Origin of the sequence: Bacillus sp. NMCN1, from assembly GCF_002998085.1 — a bacterium.
In the GTDB taxonomy this organism is placed as follows: Bacteria; Bacillota; Bacilli; order Bacillales; family Bacillaceae; genus Bacillus.
The window spans coordinates 265,947-281,374 of sequence record NZ_PVQL01000001.1; the positions used below are offsets into that span (position 1 = coordinate 265,947).

Below are 15,428 nucleotides of genomic sequence, written 5' to 3' on the forward strand. Positions count from 1 at the left end.
AATACTATGTCTTGAAAAAATAGGAGGCTTTATTACATATGAACTTTTCTTTAGAAGGCCGTAATATCGTGGTAATGGGTGTTGCCAATAAACGAAGCATCGCTTGGGGAATTGCCCGCTCACTTCACGAAGCTGGAGCTCGTTTGATTTTTACTTATGTTGGAGATCGTCTTGCTGAATCTGTAAAAGAACTTGCAAGCACACTTGAGCGCGATGATTCAATCATTCTTCCATGTGACGTGACAAGTGATGAAGAAATCGAAAAATGTTTCGCGACAATTAAAGAAAAAGTACAAGTCATTCATGGCGTTGCGCATGCGATTGCATTTGCAAACAAGGAAGAGCTTGTCGGTGAATATTTAAACACGAACCGTGAAGGTTTCCTTTTGGCGCACAACATTAGTGCGTACTCATTAACAGCTGTAGCAAAAGCAGCACGTCCATTGATGACAGAAGGTGGAAGCATCGTCACGCTTACATACCTAGGCGGAGAGCGTGTGGTATCTAACTATAACGTAATGGGTGTAGCGAAAGCAGCACTTGAAGCAAGTGTGAAATACTTAGCAGCTGATTTAGGCGCAGAAGGTATCCGTGTGAACAGTATTTCTGCTGGGCCAATTCGTACGCTGTCTGCAAAAGGCATCAGCGGCTTTAATACAATCCTGAAGGATATTGAAGAGCGTGCACCGCTTCGCCGTACAACGACTCCTGAAGAAGTTGGCGATACAGCTCTATTCTTATTCAGTGATCTATCACGCGGCATGACAGGTGAGAATCTGCATGTTGATTCTGGCTTCCATATCATTGCCCGCTAAACAAATAAATGATTTGCAGCATACCGAAGATGGGTATGCTGTTTTTTTATTTTTCTTCTGATTTGATTCATTCGCTCATATATATAAGGAATGAATCATTCGGGAGGGATTAGTATGTCAAATAAAGGTGATGAGAACCAAAAGCCGCTTATGTATATTGTTCAGCCGAGCTATGATGAATCAATGCCGGCCATGCAAAATATCGTGAGAAAGCGAAAGAAATCAGAAAAACCGCCAGAAAGTCATACGAGTGAAAAAGACGTGATCGAAGAAAGTACGCACGAGGAACCCGTCGCTCAAGAAATTGAGAAGAAAAAAGAAGCCGAGCCGCCTGAACTTCAGCAAGAACAAGACATCACGCAAGAAGCTGAGCTTACACAAGAACAAGACATCACGCAAGAAGCTGAGCTTACACAAGAACAAGACATCACACAAGAACAAGACATCACACAAGAACCAGAGCTTATACAAGAAAGAAAGCCCCAGCAAGAAGAGGAAAAGCCGCCAGAAGGTGTATTTCATGAAACAAAAGAAGAACCTAGAAGAAAACGAGTGAAAAAGCCTTTAAGTCAGATGAGTATTGACGAAAAAGTCGATTTTCTCACGAGCCTGCCTCATAATATGCCAAGAGCCCTTTGTCTGATTGAAGCTGATGGTAAAACATATAGAGGGATTATCATGGATCGAAAAGAAAATACAGTAGTCATTCGAACAGCGGGCGGGGGGAATCCAGTTGAATTAGCAATAGATGAAATTTCCTCGATTCATCCGCTTGGCTTTTAACGAATTAAAAAAAGTCCCATAGAGGGACTTCAGGCTGTCGAGAAAATCTCGACAGCTTTATTTTTTTCTTAAAATTTACATCTCCTCATTTTATAATAGAGAAAAGCCCACTAAAGGAAGGTGTTTTTCTCATGTTCCACACTAGAAATTCTTCTCAGCACGAAGCTGAATTTGTATTGCTAGATCAACTGGTCGAAGAGGATCACCTGCTTCGTAAAATTGATCAGTACATTGATTTTTCATTTATCGTAGATAAAGTAAGACCGTATTATAGCGAGAATAAAGGTCGTCCTTCTCTTGATCCACTTATTTTGTTCAAAATGATGTTTATCGGATACCTTACGGTATCCGTTCTGAAAGACAACTTGAAAAAGAAATTTACTATAACATGGCGTATAGATGGTTTTTAGGTTTGAACATCAATGACCCCGTTCCTCATCACTCGACCATTAGCTGGAATCGCCGTACTCGATTCAAAGATACAACGATTTTTCAAGACATTTTCGACGAGATTGTGCTTCAAGCTATCAATCATGATATGGTAGGAGGCCGCGTTCTTTTTACTGATTCAACTCATCTTAAAGCCAATGCCAATAAACATAAATATACGAGAAAAACGATTGAACAAGATACCCAGAACTATATAAATGATTTAGAAGAAGCGATCCAAGAAGATCGGGTGGCACACGGAAAAAAGCCCTTAAAGGTAAAAGAGGAGGTGAAAACGGAAAAAGACATTCGGCAAAGTATGACAGACCCTGAAAGTGGCTATCTTTATCGTGAAAACAAACCGGAAGGCTTTTTCTACCTGGACCATCGTACAACAGATATGAAGTACAATATCATCACGGATGCCCACATCACGCCCGGTAATGTCCATGATTCTGTTCCGTATCTTGATCGGTTGGATCACCAAATCGCACGATTTGGTTTTCAAGTAGAAGCTGTTGCCCTTGATTCTGGTTATTTGACTACCCCAATCTGTAAAGGTTTATCAGATCGCCGTATTTTTGGTGTCATCGCACATAGACGCTTTCATCCAACAAGAGGTTTATTTGAGAAGTGGAAATTCAAGTATGATTCTGAACATGATCATTACATATGCCCAAATGGTGAGAAGCTATTATATACAACAACTGATCGAAAAGGTTATCGATTCTACAAATCAGATCCTAAAAAATGTGCATCGTGTTCTTTCCTTGAAAGATGCACAAGGTCGAAAAATCATCAAAAAGTCATCTCAAGACACATATGGGAAGAACATAAAGAAAAGATCAGACAAAATCGTCTATCTGTCTCTGGAAAAGAGCTATATAAAAAAAGAAAAGAAAAAATAGAGCGAAGCTTTGCAGATTCAAAACAACTGCACGGGCTTCGCTACTGCCGGTTGAGGGGAAAACAAAACGTGAGTGAGCAAGTTCTTCTCACAGCTGCCTGTCAGAACATGAAGAAGATTGCCACACATCTAGCGAAGCTAGGTTAGGTGTGTGGGAGGCCTTTTTCATTAAATCTCATCCATCATCATTACGATGAAAATAAAAAAGATTGTAGAAAAACATGAGTTTCTCTACAATCTGAAGTCCCATAGAGGGACTTTTTTGTTAGCAGTTACGGTTGATGAGTCGTGGATTTAAGCACTCGATTGCGCAGAAGCAATCAAGATCTACTTCAATGCAATACTTCGATTTTTCTAATCGGAACACATCACATACGGAATCTTTATCTGTAAAATCTAAAATATGACGGTCTTTGTCAAATGCAATAAGCAAGCTGAGTGTTGCGCAGTGATCAGAGATGTGTTCGACTCTGAAAAATGCAGTGCTGAAGCAAGGACCTGCATCTACTTCTCCGACGTTTCCGAATGCGACGAATGGTTTTGATTTGGATGTAAAGAGAACAAACGGGACAGTGTCACCTAATGAATGGGATGGAGAAAGGAGATTGCTGTAACAGCTGGTCGGGCAATCTTCTTCGACGGCATTTTGTAAGTCGTTAATGTTTTCAACAGCCTCTGCTACACAGCTCCATGAATGTTTGCGGCTCATATTCAACCCTCCTATACTAGGGAAATTTGTTTGAGTGTTTGAGCACTGTCATCATCTACAAGCTTTTTTGTTTTGCCGATTGATACTTCTACTTTCAATCAATGCGGAAGCGGCAGCTCTTATGCTGACTGCTCCGCATGATTGACTGTTATCGTGAGGAAGGGGATGCTTTGACTCATGACAAGTGAGATCATTGGCCGGTTGATTTAGCCGTGGTGATGATGCTTTTTATCTTTCGATGGCATGACTCTGTCGACAAGCTCTGGGTTTAAGCATTGGATTGCGCAGAAGCAGTTTAGATCAACCTCAATACAAAAGTCCGTTTTTTCTAGACCAAAGAAGTCAGGGTCACAAGGGTGACACACGCTCAGCGTATGTCCGTGTACATCAACAGGTCTTAATACAGATAACGTAGCACAGCAGTCGTGTAATTTTTCAACCCGGAAGAAAATGGATTCGAAGCATTGGCAATCGTCAACAAATCCTCCAATGTTTCCGAAAGTAGAGAACAATCCGCCCTTTTTATCGAAAAGTAAAAACGGAATCGTATCTTTTCCAGAAACGGTTGGGCTTAATAAATTACTGTAGCAGCTCGTAGGACATTTATCTTCTACAGCTTCCTGCTCTGCTAAAATCTTATCAACCGCATCGCATACACAGTTTTCATCATGTCGGCCATGGTGTTTTCCGCAGCTCATGGATTTCAGCTCCTTTAACAAGGTATTTGACTTTAGTCCTTAACAACATATGTATGCGCCCTCTAGATGGTGTGGGTAAATGACTATTTATATTTGTTGTATTTTTATAAAAGGAAAAGCAGAGCTTTTCGCTCTGCTTTTGGACATTAGAGGATACCAATTGCAATGATTGTCGCAACAAGTGTTTGTGTAAGTGTTTGGATTGCGATCGAGATGTCCGCATCGATTGTCGATACTGTAACGTTTCTTGAATTTTCGATAACAAGTTTTTGACGGTTTGTTTGTTTGTGAGTAGCGGCTTGTAAAAGATCCTGTGTGACGCGGTCTGCTAAATCACCGTCTGCGATTGAGATGTTTGTAATGGTGACGATCGCTGTTTGAACAGCTACTTGGATAGATGCTGCAACCTGTGCATCAACAGAAGAGACGTTAATGTCACAAGAGTCTCTGACGATAATGACTTCCTCAGATGTCTGCTTTGTAAAACTCACTTGATCAAATTCTTGTAAGACATCTTCATCATTATAATAGTGGCCGTCACAAACTGCTTTTCTTTCATAGTTGTAATCGCCATGGTGTGTACAGTTACGATCTAGAGCGACCCAAGAATATGGTTTAGAATCCATTTCTATTCCTCCTTCCGTTTACTTTATTAAATGCTGGAATGCATGGTTTTGTCTCGGGCATTTACCCTATCACGCAACCCATTTTTATTTAATCGTTGTTTCGCTGCGCATCACGGCGCTGCTGAATGCGATCTCGAAGTGAATTTCGTTTTGGACGTACTTTTGGTTCAGGCTGTACTTCTTCCACATGTTTTGCTGTCTCTGCCTGCCTTTTTTTCTCCTGCTGCTGCTGTACGAAGTCATCTGCTTTCTTTTGTAAGTCCTCCACTAATTTCAAAATCATTCTTCTTTGATCATCTGTAATATTTGCTTTCTGATCATCGGTGATATTGTTTTTGTTTAAAACATCACTTACAAGAAGACTCGTTAATGGATCAACATCAGTATTGATTTGAAACTCCTTTTTTTCGTTCTCTTCAGCCACGATGATTTCACCTCTTTCATACGTCATGTTAGAAAAGAAAGGGTCAAAGAATGCCGGCTTCAACTAAGAGTACATTCAATGTTTGAGTGAGAATTTGGACGGAGCTCATAATGGATGCATCTGATAATGTAATTGTAATGTTATAGCAGTTGATGATTTGAATCACAGTTTTCTTTTGGACTGTCACTTGTTGTGTGGATAAAAGCTCATCTGTGATGTCTGCAGCCAATTCATCGTCTGGTACAAGAAGTTGAATTAAAAGAGTAATGATTGTCGTTACGGTCGCTTGAAGGGAGAGTGCGGCTGTTACATCTGTTTTATGAATTGTGACATTTTCGGAATCTTTGATCTCAATGAAATCATCATAATTGCTGATTAATTCGTTTAACAGTTGTGTGTATAATAAATCAGCACTTTCTTCAATAGACAATACTTTCACTCCTTTCTTATCTATACATTATTTAATGCAGCAGAGGCTCAAGGTGGAATCGGAAAGTGTGAAAAAGTACAACCCAATTTTAATTCCGCTCGATTCATCATGGCGGTCTTTCTCCTTGCATATATAAAGAAAGGACGGAAAAAGAATAAAAAAGGAGGTGAAGGCTCCTGAGCGGTGCTTTGTCATTTGTCGTGTTTGCCCTCGCATCCTTTAGACTGACGAGGCTGATTGTGTTTGATACCATTACTGCTCCTTTCCGCCGTTTATTTCATGAAGAACAGGAAGAGGTCAATGAACAAGGTGAAGTAGAGACATATATCATCATTAAAGGTAAAGGGCTGCGGTCTTGGGTAGGAGAGCTGTTAAGCTGTTATTGGTGTACTGGCATGTGGTGCACTGCTGCTTTACTTCTGATATACATATTATTTCCTGTCATTAGCATGTGGCTTAATTTACTATTAGCGATTGCCGCAGCAGCAGGCATTATTGAAGCGATCGTCTCAAAGCTGGTGAAATAAACAGGCATTCTGATCAGACACGCTTTTAAAAAATGCATATACTATCATGGAATAGGAAAGGAAGGGTTGCGATGAAACCAACTGAAACGCCGTCACATACGCTTCAAGGTTATCCAGCGCAGTCAAATCAACAATCTGTTTATACGAAGAAAATCAAGAAAACAGGCTGCGGCTGTGGAAACAAAAAGAAACCTCAATAGAAGAGAAAACAAAAGCCGGATTTATCCGGTTTTTTTGTTGCCCTTTTTTTGAGTGATGCATATGTAAGAGAGAAGGGGTGACCAGAATGGATGCATTCGAACAATTAATCGGCTCCTTGTTCACTAAACCTCATGATGGAAAAGAACAAGCGCACGAAAAGGGTGAAATGGATCTAGCGGATAAAGCGAAGGATCTTGAGCAGCACTTAAAGGCATTTGGCGAGAAGATGGATGCTTTTGCGAAAGAAACAGAAGCATTCATGATACGTCATGGAGAGGCAGATTACGTCTTTAAACAGCAGAAATAAAAATTCCGCACTTTTTTATGTGATCGTCCAAACCATTTGTAGTATTTTTCATATTTTGTAAGGGAGAAAAGGAGGTGCTTATATATGAGTTGTTACGGTTACGGTGGCGGTTCTTGCGGCGGCTACGGCGGAGGTTATGGCGGCGGATATGGATCAACATTTGTTCTTGTCGTCGTGCTTTTCATCCTTCTAATCATCGTTGGTGCTTCTTTCTTTAACTAAACAGTAAGAAGGTGAGGGAAGCAATTGGGGAGCCTTTTGCTTTCCTTTCTCTTTGGGCAAACGAGGCTTTAGGATAGGCACATATCTCGCCTATTTTCATATAGTAAGGTGATTACTCCACAAAGAGGAGGCAAATGAATGGATAATAAATTCTTTAAAAGCGTGGAAAATAAAACGGGTGTGAATATGAATGATGTTTTTAAGCTTGCAGGTTCTTTGCAAAATGCCAACTTTAAAGACGAAGCAACGGTTCGAGGCGTCATTAAAAAAGTAGCGCAGCTTGCGAACAAACGTGTACCGAAAGAAATGGAAGACAAAATCGTTCAATCGATTACAAGTGGAAAAGAAAAGCTTGATTTCAATACAATCGCTAAAATGATGAACAACAAAAAATAAACAACAGGCTCTCCGCTTAAAGGGGGGCCTGTTGTTTTTCTGTGAATAATTCTCGATTTTTCTTTAGAAGGGGATATAAAAAACGCGAGCGGTGAGCGGTTTTCCCTCGTCTAAATGATGGAACCGATAGATAAAGAGATTGTTCAGCTCTTGTCATGGCCACGTATAATAAACGGCGCTCTTCTTCCAAGGCTTCTTCATCACCGTTTCTGAGTTCATCAAGTGAGAAATCATGAGGCAATGCTCCGTCGACCACGCAAGTGATGTACACCGTTTGGAATTCCAGTCCCTTTGCACGGTGAATCGTCATGAGCTGAACACCTGGTTCGTCTGTTTTTTCCTTTTCGGCAGATTTCATATGTTCGGCATGTGCGAGAAAGGCTTCAATCGTTTCAAAGCGTTTGGCAGCGGTTTTTACATCTCGTACATCATCCGCCCCTTTTTCAAGCACATTCGTATCGTTCACTCGTTTTTTTAAGTAATCACCAAGTCCCATCTTTTGTTCAATAAACGCCACAGCGTCAGACGGCTTTAACGTTCGTAATGTACGGAACAGAGGAACAATGGATTGCAGCTTTTTCCGTTGAAACGGCTGAATATCTGTTAGTTTTCCGAGTGCGTCTACCATTGAACAATCTTCCGTGATGGTTAGTGCCTTCATCGTGTTCAAGGTCTGCTGCTTTAAAAAGAAAACCGGCAGCAGCTGTTTCATAGCAGCCACATCATCGGCATCCTGACTTAAAGAGAGGAAGGCGAGAAGAACCCGAACAATTCGTCTGCTGTAGAAGGCTTTGACACCAGCCTCCGTTTCATACGGAATCGCGGATTGATGAAGACGCTCATAAATCGCGCGGCCTCCTGTATTGGTGCGAAAAAGCACGCAGATATCATTCGGCTTTGCGCCGTTTTTAATTTTCTCCTGAATATCTGCCACGATCATGGTCGCTTCCTCTTCCTCGTCATATGGATAAAAGAGCGTAGGAGGGATTGTCTCCGAACGGACGGCTTTTAACGTTTTCTCATAACGATGCTGATTTTTCTTAATAATGGCATCTGCACTTGCGACAATCGTATGGTGAGACCGGTAATTGGCATGTAAGTGGACAATATGAGCAGAAGGGTAGTCCCGTTTGAATTCAAGAATGAAAGCAGGATTACTGCCCCTAAAGGCGTAAATGGCTTGATCATCATCACCGACACAAAATAGCTGCTCAGATTCTCCGGCTAACAGCTGAATCAATTGATATTGAACTGGATTAATATCCTGAAATTCATCCACTAAAATATACTGGAATCGTTCTTGATATCGTTTCAGCAGTTCAGGCTGTTCCGACAGCATATGTAAGCAGGCAATCGCCATGTCATCAAAGTCAAATTGCTGATTGTCTCGTTTTTGCTGTTCATAAGATTGATAGATCGTCCACATGTGCTTTTCCTTTTCATCTTTCAAATCAGGAAGCTCGCCTGGTAAAAAAGCATTTTTCCAATAGCCGATCGATTGCAGTACTTGATCGGTAGGGTAGTCTTTTTCATCAAGTCCTTCATTCATGATGGCTTTCCGAATGTACTGTTCCTTCTGCCAGTCAAACTTAATCAGGTGCTGGCCATTCCATTTGCTTGCGTCATCGTGAAGCAGCATTTTATAAAAAAGACTGTGGAAGGTGCCTGTCACCACTTGGCTTGCTTGTGATGGGTGAAGCTGGTATTGCTTCCGCAGTCTTTCTTTCATCTCACTGCTGGCTTTTGTGGTGAAAGTCACGAGTAAGATATGGTGAGCGGGAATGTGATGATGTGACATGAGATAAGCCGCTCTAGCCGTCAAGACTCTTGTTTTCCCGCTGCCGGCGCCAGCCAGCACAAGCATTGGACCGTCTTTATGTGTGACAGCTTGAAGCTGCGGCGTGCTAAAGGTGATATGCGGAAAGAGATCGATGGTATGTGCTTGTTCATTCTCTTCTAAATGTAACGCATCGCTAAATTGAATCGACCTTGGTTCCTGCCAGTCATATGATTCATTCGTTTGTGAGATGATCTGTTTGCCTGTTGGAAAACGGAAGCCTCCAAGTTCTTTATAGGAAGCCCTTTCCTCTCGCTCTGCGTTTTTTTTCTGATCTTCTTGTTCTTCTGCTTGTTCACACATCTCTTGCTGAGACATATGTTTGTGAAGAAAGGCAGGTTCCTCATGTATATTTAATCTGAAAAAGACTGGTTGTCCGCAATATGGGCAGGATAGGTGCCCTTTTTTTCCCTCGTCATGGAGGAATTGATAATGTTCTCTCGAATACGTATGTAATGAGATCGTTCGATCATGTCGTCGTGCGCATTTCAAAGCTAGTCCTCCAATAGTCAATCAATCTTAAAAAGAAACACATCTAATCATATCAAATGAGGCGTGTTTCAAACAGTCATAATTAGGGAATAGTAGAGTAGAAGAGAAGCAAAGGAGGCGTTCTTGATGGGATATATAGCCCCGATTCAGCCGGATCTGTATTTTCAATATATCAATCGTCCAGCTCCTCAGGATAAAGAAGACTACGCGAAAGTAACAAAGGTTACTCGCACCTTTCATGACAAGGTATACAGAGAGCTGGAGAAAAAAGAGGACTTAGTGACAGAAGCGGAAACGAAAGTACAGCAAAAAAAGCGGGAACGCTTTGTACGAGATATGTTTATGGAGGAAGGCAAGGGCGTTCATATTAATGCGTATATATAAATGATTGCGCTTTCTTCCCTTGACGAACGATGATAAAGAAAAGCCAGGGCATCATGGATGCTCTGGCTTTTCTTTTGGTCAAACAGACAGTATTTTTGTCATTTTGACATGTGTGATCCCCGCTTCTTCAAACGGTTCAGATACGGCTTTGTAGCCTTTTTTTTCGTAGAAAGGAAGAGCTTGGACTTGTGCGTGCATAACCGCTTCCTTCGCTCCATTAGCAAAGGCTTCAGCTTCTAGCGCTTCTAATAGCTTGTGGCCAAGGCCGAAAGAGCGTGCCTCTTTTAACACACAAATTCGTTCCAGCTTTGCCTTTGGTCCTTCAATGATCCGCAGTCTAGCGGCTGCTTGAGGCTTCATTTCATCATTATAAATGACAAAATGAATGGCCTCGTCCTCTAGTTCATCTATTTCAATCTCTAATGGAACTTCTTGTTCTTTTACGAATACTTCTTTTCGAACGTAATATGCATCTTCTCGTTGTGTTTGTGCTGTTGCGATGACTGTTTTCAAATGTCCTTAACCCTCTTCTCCTAAAATAAATGTTTCATAGACGGTCCAAGATCCGTTCTCTAATTGATATAAAAGGTGGAAGCGATCCACGGTTTCTTCATGGTCAATCTTTCTCAGCTTTAATGTGCCAAGAACGTCTGAATGCTCATCATCTGATAGTTTTTGAGCCACTGTCACATGCGGAACAAAGGCATATTCAGGTGTGCCAGCAAGTGGATCTGCGTACAATCTTTCATTGAGCGCCATGATTTCCTCGTTCGGTTCTACTTTCATATAAATGACGTTGTTTACAGGAGCGAATGAACTGAATTTTTTAATACGTAACGTAATAGGAGAAACATTTTTTGCATACTCTCTTAACGTTGAGACGACCTCAGCCGCTTCTAGATCCGTTAATTCAAAAGGTGTTCTTAATGTTAAATGAGGCGGTATAAGTGCATAGTTCGGATCATAACGCTTCCGATAAGAGTTCGCAATATCTTGCAATTTTTTTGATGGAAATATAACAACTCCGTATTTCATCGTGTTCCCTCCTGATTAAGAAAGTATTTATTATTGTTTATTATAACAAAATTCAGTTGATTAACGAATATGGTAGCATTCTTTTTAACGAAGGCGCAATGAGCGGCTGCCAAAACGTCCATTTATGATCCCCTTCGAATGTCTCAAATAAATAATCCGCACCTGACTGTTCAAGTAGCGCCTTTAAATCTTCGTTCGGCTGAATAAAATCAAGCACTTGGCCATCTGTCGTTTTCACAGCCGTTTCCTCCAGTCCAATTTGATGGATAATGGCATAATGAGAAAGGGCTTTCGACTGTTTAACGGCTTCTAGGACAGAATCATCAACGTAAGGAGACTGCAAAATCAGTCCGCCAAATAAAGAAGGATAATCAATCGCTGTCATAAGGGAAATCGTAGCACCTAGCGAATCACCAATAAACGTGCGTCCTGAGCCAATTTGATAGGTTGGATAGTGCGTATCAATATAAGGGACAAGTTCATTTGCTAAAAAGCGTTTATACGCTTCAAACTTTGTGCCATCTGGATGATACGTATTCCGTCTTTCCGTGACATTTTCATAAGGGACACCGATGATAATCGAGCGTTCCATTTCTTTGTTTTGCATCAATTCTTCCGCCTGTCTGCCTATTTTTCCTAGGCGGAAATAATCATGACCATCCTGGGCAATGATGACATGATATGTATAAAGGGGGGAGTAATTGACTGGCAAATAGATCAAAAGGGTCATATCCACCCCAAGTTCTTTTGAATGTAAGGTTTCTTCTTGAATAATGCCTGTTTTCTTCACCATAATCCATTCCTCCAGCTAACCAATTTCATCACAAAGTGAAACGTTTCCATTCATTGTAACATGAAAAACAGCGTTGTTCCTATATGCTAACATGCAATCCATTCAGTTGACATCGTATCTGTTATAAAATACAGAAAATTTCAATTAATTGTTCCGATTCCTCTTGAAAAATGAGATTTAATGGGTTACAGTATTAAGAATTAGAACAGACAGACAATACATTCTTATCGTGAGAGGTGGAGGGACTGGCCCTTTGAAACCTCAGCAACCGGTATGCATCACTTCATGTGATGTACCAAGGTGCTAAATCCAGCAAGCATCTTTTTTGCTTGGAAGATAAGAGGAAGCGATTAAACCCCTTCTTCTTATGAAGAAGGGGTTTTCTGTTTTGAAATCAGATTTTTACTTAGGATGGTGTCAAATGACAGAACATGTGGAAACGACATTAGCGCAAATTGGAAACCGCAGCGAAGAGGCGACTGGCACGGTCAGCCCCCCTGTTTATCTTTCAACAGCATACAGACATAGAGGCATAGGGGAATCAACCGGATTTGATTACATTCGAACGAAAAACCCAACAAGACAGCTTGTAGAGGATGCAATTGCTTCACTCGAAGAAGGGACGGCCGGCTTTGCCTTCAGTTCGGGAATGGCTGCGATCCAAACGATCATGGCGCTATTTGAAAGCGGAGATGAGCTTATCGTCTCATCAGACCTATATGGCGGTACATACCGTTTGTTTGAAAACGAATGGAAAAAATACGGCTTACGTTTTCTTTATGATGATTTTTCAGACGAAGACTGTTTACGCTCTAAAATCACACCAAACACAAAAGCGGTCTTTATTGAGACACCAACAAATCCATTGATGCAGGAAGCCGATATTCAAAAAATAGCAAAGATTGCAAAAGGACATGGCGCTTTGGTGATTGTCGATAACACCTTTTACACACCCGTAATGCAAAAGCCGATTACGCTTGGAGCCGACATTGTCATTCATAGCGCAACCAAATATCTAGGCGGACACAATGACGTCCTTGCCGGGCTTGTCGTCACAAAAGGAGAGAAGCTCTCTGAAGACATGTTCCAGCATCAAAATGCTATAGGAGCGGTTCTATCTCCGTTTGACTCATGGCTTTTAATGAGAGGAATGAAAACACTTGCTCTTAGAATGCGCCAGCACGAGGCAAATGCGAAGGAGCTCGCAGAGTTTTTAAAGAAACAGCCAGAAATTCAAGATGTCCTTTACCCAGGCAAGGGAGGAATGCTGTCATTCCGTGTAGCCGAAGAGGACTGGGTCAATCCATTTTTGAAGCAGCTGAAAACGATTTGTTTTGCTGAAAGTCTTGGCGGAATCGAAAGCTTCATTACGTATCCTGCGACGCAAACGCACATGGACATCCCAGAAGAGATTCGCATTGCAAATGGCGTATGTAACAAACTGCTCCGTTTCTCCGTTGGCATTGAGCACGTAGATGACCTGAAAGCAGACCTGAAACAGGCACTATCACAAGTGAAAGAGGAGGTACACGCCAAATGACCAAGCGCGATTGGACACTCGAAACCCAACTCGTTCATAATGCGTTTAAAACAGATCGTTCAACAGGTGCAGTCAGTGTACCGATTCAGCATGCATCCACCTTTCATCAAAGCAGCTTTGATGATTTTGGTCAATATGACTACTCAAGATCGGGAACTCCTACACGTCAAGCGTTAGAGGATACGATTGCGGCGCTAGAAGGAGGAACAAGAGGGCTTGCTTTTGCATCAGGGATGGCAGCCATTTCCACTGCTTTTCTTCTATTATCAAAGGGAGATCACGTCCTTGTCACAAGAGATGTGTATGGCGGAACTTTCCGGATGATCACCCAAGTTCTTTCGCGATTTGGCATTGAGCATACCTTTGTGGACATGACCGATTTGAATGAAGTCAAAAGAGGCATACAATCGAATACAAAGGTCATTTACATGGAAACACCGTCAAACCCGACTCTAGGTATTACGGATATTGGGGGCGTCGTTCAGCTTGCGAAAGAGCATAACTGTCTGACCTTTTTAGATAATACGTTTTTAACACCTGCTCTTCAGCGCCCGCTGGACCTTGGCGTTGACGTAGTCCTGCACAGCGCAACGAAATTTTTGAGCGGTCACAGTGATGTACTGTCAGGCTTAGCTGTAGTGAAAGACGAGAAGCTGGGAGAAGAACTCTATTCGCTGCAAAACTCCTTCGGTGCAGTCCTTGGCGTGCAGGATTGCTGGCTCGTGCTCAGAGGGTTAAAAACCCTTCAGGTCAGATTAGAAAAAGCAAGCCAAACGGCATTCGAACTGGCTTCATTTCTCAAAGAACATCCTGCGGTGAAAAAAGTATACTACCCAGGCTTAGATGACCATCCAGGGGCAGACATTCAGCGAAAGCAGGCAAAAGGAGCTGGAGCTGTTCTCTCATTTGAACTAGAAAACCAAGCGGCTGTCAAAGAATTAGTAGATGCCGTCACATTACCTGTATTCGCCGTCAGCCTCGGCGCCGTCGAATCCATTCTGTCATATCCAGCTAAAATGTCACATGCTGCTATGCCAAAAGAAGAAAGAGAAAAAAGAGGGATTACAGATGGCCTGCTTCGACTAAGTGTGGGAGTCGAAAACGGAGAAGACCTCAAACGCGACTTCAAACAAGCACTCGATCAACTAAAGCCCGTCCTTGTGAATCAATCATAAAGGAGAAAAAAAGCCGGCACGGCCGCCGGCTTTTTGACCTTTTTTGAATAAAACCATTGACGACGAATCAGGATGGTTATATAATAGAGACTGTCAGTAACAGAAAGCCCAGAACTGATACATAACCCGATTCCGTAGCTCAGCTGGGAGAGCGCTACCTTGACAGGGTAGAGGTCGCTGGTTCGAGCCCAGTCGGAATCATATTTGTAACCCTTGCGTAGCAAGGGTTTTTTTGTTTTTTCGGTAACAAATATTTGTTCTGTTTCTTTTGATTTGGGACGAATTTGGGACGAACTTTATCCACCAGATTGTTTCTCAGTATTTTTAGGATTAAAACGATTAAAGTGTTCAACTTACCATCTGGCATCGTTAAAGTGACCGAATTGACAAGGGGCGTTAGAGTAAAAGCCCTACAGAGAGCACTGGCTGAAGTATTTTTTTATCCTGAAAAAGGGAGTCAAAAACAATGGGAAAGACGGCTACTTTGGACCAAAAACAGAAAATGCGGTCAAACGATTCCAGCTCATGCATGGGCTTAGCGCTGAAGGCATCTATGGTCCGAAGACAAAAGTAGCTCTTCAAAAAGCATCGAAATAAGTAAATCCTGTCCTTTATTGGATATGGGTTTTTTGTGTTTTAATTGGGGAAAAGTTGGTTATAAGGGTAGATAAAACGTGATATGATTGTAAAAAGGAGGT

The 15,428-nt window shown here is 41.7% G+C and carries 20 protein-coding genes, 1 tRNA gene, 1 pseudogene and 1 riboswitch; of the genes and pseudogenes, 13 read left to right on the forward strand and 9 right to left on the reverse strand.

Annotated features, from left to right (window positions below; genetic code table 11):
- Positions 1-38: 38 nt before the first annotated feature.
- From fabI to C6W21_RS01420, 3 genes are all read left to right on the forward strand, one after another.
- Positions 39-815 carry an enoyl-ACP reductase FabI gene (fabI, locus tag C6W21_RS01410; protein ID WP_003211867.1) on the forward strand — a complete coding sequence of 259 codons (777 nt, stop codon included), beginning with the start codon at positions 39-41 and terminating at the stop codon, positions 813-815.
- Positions 816-929: 114 nt separating this feature from the next.
- Positions 930-1,598, forward strand: coding sequence for a CotO family spore coat protein (locus C6W21_RS01415; RefSeq protein WP_106049031.1), 669 nt, complete (start codon positions 930-932; stop codon positions 1,596-1,598).
- A 131-nt stretch (positions 1,599-1,729) separates the two neighbouring features.
- Positions 1,730-3,081 (forward strand): IS1182 family transposase gene (locus C6W21_RS01420; RefSeq protein WP_106049032.1). Its coding sequence is split into 2 segments (ribosomal slippage): positions 1,730-1,937 and positions 1,937-3,081, totalling 1,353 coding nucleotides; the frame shifts between segments, so codons are not numbered across the junction.
- A 118-nt stretch (positions 3,082-3,199) separates the two neighbouring features.
- Here the strand turns inward: C6W21_RS01420 and C6W21_RS01425 are convergent.
- The 5 genes from C6W21_RS01425 to C6W21_RS01445 all read right to left on the reverse strand — a co-directional run bounded on the left by C6W21_RS01425 (position 3,200) and on the right by C6W21_RS01445 (position 5,830).
- Entirely contained in the window at positions 3,200-3,643 is a 444-nt protein-coding gene (locus C6W21_RS01425) for a CotY/CotZ family spore coat protein (protein ID WP_106041592.1), read from the reverse strand.
- A 206-nt stretch (positions 3,644-3,849) separates the two neighbouring features.
- Positions 3,850-4,341 (reverse strand): CotY/CotZ family spore coat protein, encoded by a 492-nt coding sequence (locus C6W21_RS01430; RefSeq protein ID WP_003211658.1) that lies wholly within the window; start codon positions 4,339-4,341, stop codon positions 3,850-3,852.
- Positions 4,342-4,487: 146 nt separating this feature from the next.
- Complete coding sequence (locus C6W21_RS01435; RefSeq protein ID WP_106049033.1) at positions 4,488-4,967, reverse strand: spore coat protein; 480 nt, start codon at positions 4,965-4,967, stop codon at positions 4,488-4,490.
- 88 nt (positions 4,968-5,055) lie between these two features.
- Complete coding sequence (locus C6W21_RS01440) at positions 5,056-5,391, reverse strand: spore coat protein (RefSeq protein WP_106049034.1); 336 nt, start codon at positions 5,389-5,391, stop codon at positions 5,056-5,058.
- Positions 5,392-5,434: 43 nt separating this feature from the next.
- Positions 5,435-5,830 carry a spore coat protein gene (locus tag C6W21_RS01445; RefSeq protein ID WP_223249506.1) on the reverse strand — a complete coding sequence of 132 codons (396 nt, stop codon included), beginning with the start codon at positions 5,828-5,830 and terminating at the stop codon, positions 5,435-5,437.
- 167 nt (positions 5,831-5,997) lie between these two features.
- Between C6W21_RS01445 and C6W21_RS01450 the strand changes: the two genes are divergently transcribed.
- The 5 genes from C6W21_RS01450 (at position 5,998) to spoVIF (ending at position 7,474) form a co-directional block, all read left to right on the forward strand.
- A complete protein-coding gene (locus tag C6W21_RS01450) occupies positions 5,998-6,348 on the forward strand; it encodes a DUF1360 domain-containing protein (RefSeq protein ID WP_034620057.1) in 351 nt (116 codons plus the stop codon).
- Positions 6,349-6,419: 71 nt separating this feature from the next.
- Positions 6,420-6,548, forward strand: a complete 129-nt coding sequence (locus C6W21_RS19325; RefSeq protein ID WP_262982808.1) for a hypothetical protein — start codon at positions 6,420-6,422, stop codon at positions 6,546-6,548.
- A gap of 86 nt (positions 6,549-6,634) precedes the next feature.
- Complete coding sequence (locus tag C6W21_RS01455; RefSeq protein WP_106049036.1) at positions 6,635-6,856, forward strand: hypothetical protein; 222 nt, start codon at positions 6,635-6,637, stop codon at positions 6,854-6,856.
- A gap of 84 nt (positions 6,857-6,940) precedes the next feature.
- The gene (locus C6W21_RS01460; RefSeq protein ID WP_003212017.1) at positions 6,941-7,078 is read left to right on the forward strand and encodes a YjcZ family sporulation protein; all 138 of its coding nucleotides are present in this window, start codon (positions 6,941-6,943) and stop codon (positions 7,076-7,078) included.
- A gap of 138 nt (positions 7,079-7,216) precedes the next feature.
- Positions 7,217-7,474: a sporulation-specific transcription regulator SpoVIF gene (gene spoVIF, locus C6W21_RS01465; RefSeq protein WP_003212292.1), complete on the forward strand. Its 258-nt coding sequence runs from the start codon at positions 7,217-7,219 to the stop codon at positions 7,472-7,474.
- A gap of 16 nt (positions 7,475-7,490) precedes the next feature.
- On the opposite strand, the gene C6W21_RS01470 is transcribed toward spoVIF, so the two are convergent.
- Positions 7,491-9,803 (reverse strand): UvrD-helicase domain-containing protein, encoded by a 2,313-nt coding sequence (locus tag C6W21_RS01470; protein ID WP_106049037.1) that lies wholly within the window; start codon positions 9,801-9,803, stop codon positions 7,491-7,493.
- A 126-nt stretch (positions 9,804-9,929) separates the two neighbouring features.
- On the opposite strand from C6W21_RS01470, the gene C6W21_RS01475 reads away from it, so the two are divergent.
- Positions 9,930-10,187: a hypothetical protein gene (locus tag C6W21_RS01475; protein ID WP_034663177.1), complete on the forward strand. Its 258-nt coding sequence runs from the start codon at positions 9,930-9,932 to the stop codon at positions 10,185-10,187.
- A 78-nt stretch (positions 10,188-10,265) separates the two neighbouring features.
- Here the strand turns inward: C6W21_RS01475 and C6W21_RS01480 are convergent, their stop codons facing one another.
- Genes C6W21_RS01480 through C6W21_RS01490 form a run of 3 tightly spaced genes read right to left on the reverse strand, consistent with a single transcriptional unit; the run spans position 10,266 to position 12,015 of the window.
- Entirely contained in the window at positions 10,266-10,700 is a 435-nt protein-coding gene (locus C6W21_RS01480) for a GNAT family N-acetyltransferase (protein ID WP_106049038.1), read from the reverse strand.
- A 6-nt stretch (positions 10,701-10,706) separates the two neighbouring features.
- Positions 10,707-11,222: a YjcG family protein gene (locus C6W21_RS01485; protein WP_106030372.1), complete on the reverse strand. Its 516-nt coding sequence runs from the start codon at positions 11,220-11,222 to the stop codon at positions 10,707-10,709.
- Positions 11,223-11,274: 52 nt separating this feature from the next.
- On the reverse strand, positions 11,275-12,015 hold the full coding sequence (locus C6W21_RS01490) for an alpha/beta hydrolase (RefSeq protein ID WP_106049039.1): 741 nt from the start codon (positions 12,013-12,015) through the stop codon (positions 11,275-11,277).
- 221 nt (positions 12,016-12,236) lie between these two features.
- A riboswitch (SAM riboswitch) is annotated at positions 12,237-12,358 on the forward strand.
- A 78-nt stretch (positions 12,359-12,436) separates the two neighbouring features.
- On the opposite strand from C6W21_RS01490, the gene C6W21_RS01495 reads away from it, so the two are divergent.
- From C6W21_RS01495 to C6W21_RS01510, 4 genes and pseudogenes are all read left to right on the forward strand, one after another.
- The gene (locus tag C6W21_RS01495) at positions 12,437-13,555 is read left to right on the forward strand and encodes a methionine biosynthesis PLP-dependent protein (protein ID WP_106049040.1); all 1,119 of its coding nucleotides are present in this window, start codon (positions 12,437-12,439) and stop codon (positions 13,553-13,555) included.
- On the forward strand, positions 13,552-14,730 hold the full coding sequence (gene metC / locus C6W21_RS01500) for a cystathionine beta-lyase (protein ID WP_106049041.1): 1,179 nt from the start codon (positions 13,552-13,554) through the stop codon (positions 14,728-14,730). Before C6W21_RS01495 ends, metC begins: the two co-directional genes overlap by 4 nt.
- 128 nt (positions 14,731-14,858) lie before the next feature.
- Positions 14,859-14,931, forward strand: a tRNA-Val gene (locus C6W21_RS01505).
- A gap of 146 nt (positions 14,932-15,077) precedes the next feature.
- Positions 15,078-15,327, forward strand: a pseudogene (locus tag C6W21_RS01510) (peptidoglycan-binding domain-containing protein); the annotation flags it as partial.
- Positions 15,328-15,428 lie beyond the last annotated feature (101 nt).

Bases quoted from the DNA above. Each gene is read 5' to 3' on its own strand.
- C6W21_RS01435 (WP_106049033.1), bottom strand. From the start codon at position 4,967: ATGGATTCTAAACCATATTCTTGGGTCGCTCTAGATCGTAACTGTACA.
- C6W21_RS01475 (WP_034663177.1), top strand. From the start codon at position 9,930: ATGGGATATATAGCCCCGATTCAGCCGGATCTGTATTTTCAATATATC.
- C6W21_RS19325 (WP_262982808.1), top strand. From the start codon at position 6,420: ATGAAACCAACTGAAACGCCGTCACATACGCTTCAAGGTTATCCAGCG.
- C6W21_RS01425 (WP_106041592.1), bottom strand. From the start codon at position 3,643: ATGAGCCGCAAACATTCATGGAGCTGTGTAGCAGAGGCTGTTGAAAAC.
- C6W21_RS01460 (WP_003212017.1), top strand. From the start codon at position 6,941: ATGAGTTGTTACGGTTACGGTGGCGGTTCTTGCGGCGGCTACGGCGGA.
- spoVIF (WP_003212292.1), top strand. From the start codon at position 7,217: ATGGATAATAAATTCTTTAAAAGCGTGGAAAATAAAACGGGTGTGAAT.
- C6W21_RS01430 (WP_003211658.1), bottom strand. From the start codon at position 4,341: ATGAGCTGCGGAAAACACCATGGCCGACATGATGAAAACTGTGTATGC.
- C6W21_RS01455 (WP_106049036.1), top strand. From the start codon at position 6,635: ATGGATGCATTCGAACAATTAATCGGCTCCTTGTTCACTAAACCTCAT.
- C6W21_RS01485 (WP_106030372.1), bottom strand. From the start codon at position 11,222: ATGAAATACGGAGTTGTTATATTTCCATCAAAAAAATTGCAAGATATT.
- C6W21_RS01495 (WP_106049040.1), top strand. From the start codon at position 12,437: ATGACAGAACATGTGGAAACGACATTAGCGCAAATTGGAAACCGCAGC.
- fabI (WP_003211867.1), top strand. From the start codon at position 39: ATGAACTTTTCTTTAGAAGGCCGTAATATCGTGGTAATGGGTGTTGCC.
- metC (WP_106049041.1), top strand. From the start codon at position 13,552: ATGACCAAGCGCGATTGGACACTCGAAACCCAACTCGTTCATAATGCG.
- C6W21_RS01490 (WP_106049039.1), bottom strand. From the start codon at position 12,015: ATGGTGAAGAAAACAGGCATTATTCAAGAAGAAACCTTACATTCAAAA.
- C6W21_RS01415 (WP_106049031.1), top strand. From the start codon at position 930: ATGTCAAATAAAGGTGATGAGAACCAAAAGCCGCTTATGTATATTGTT.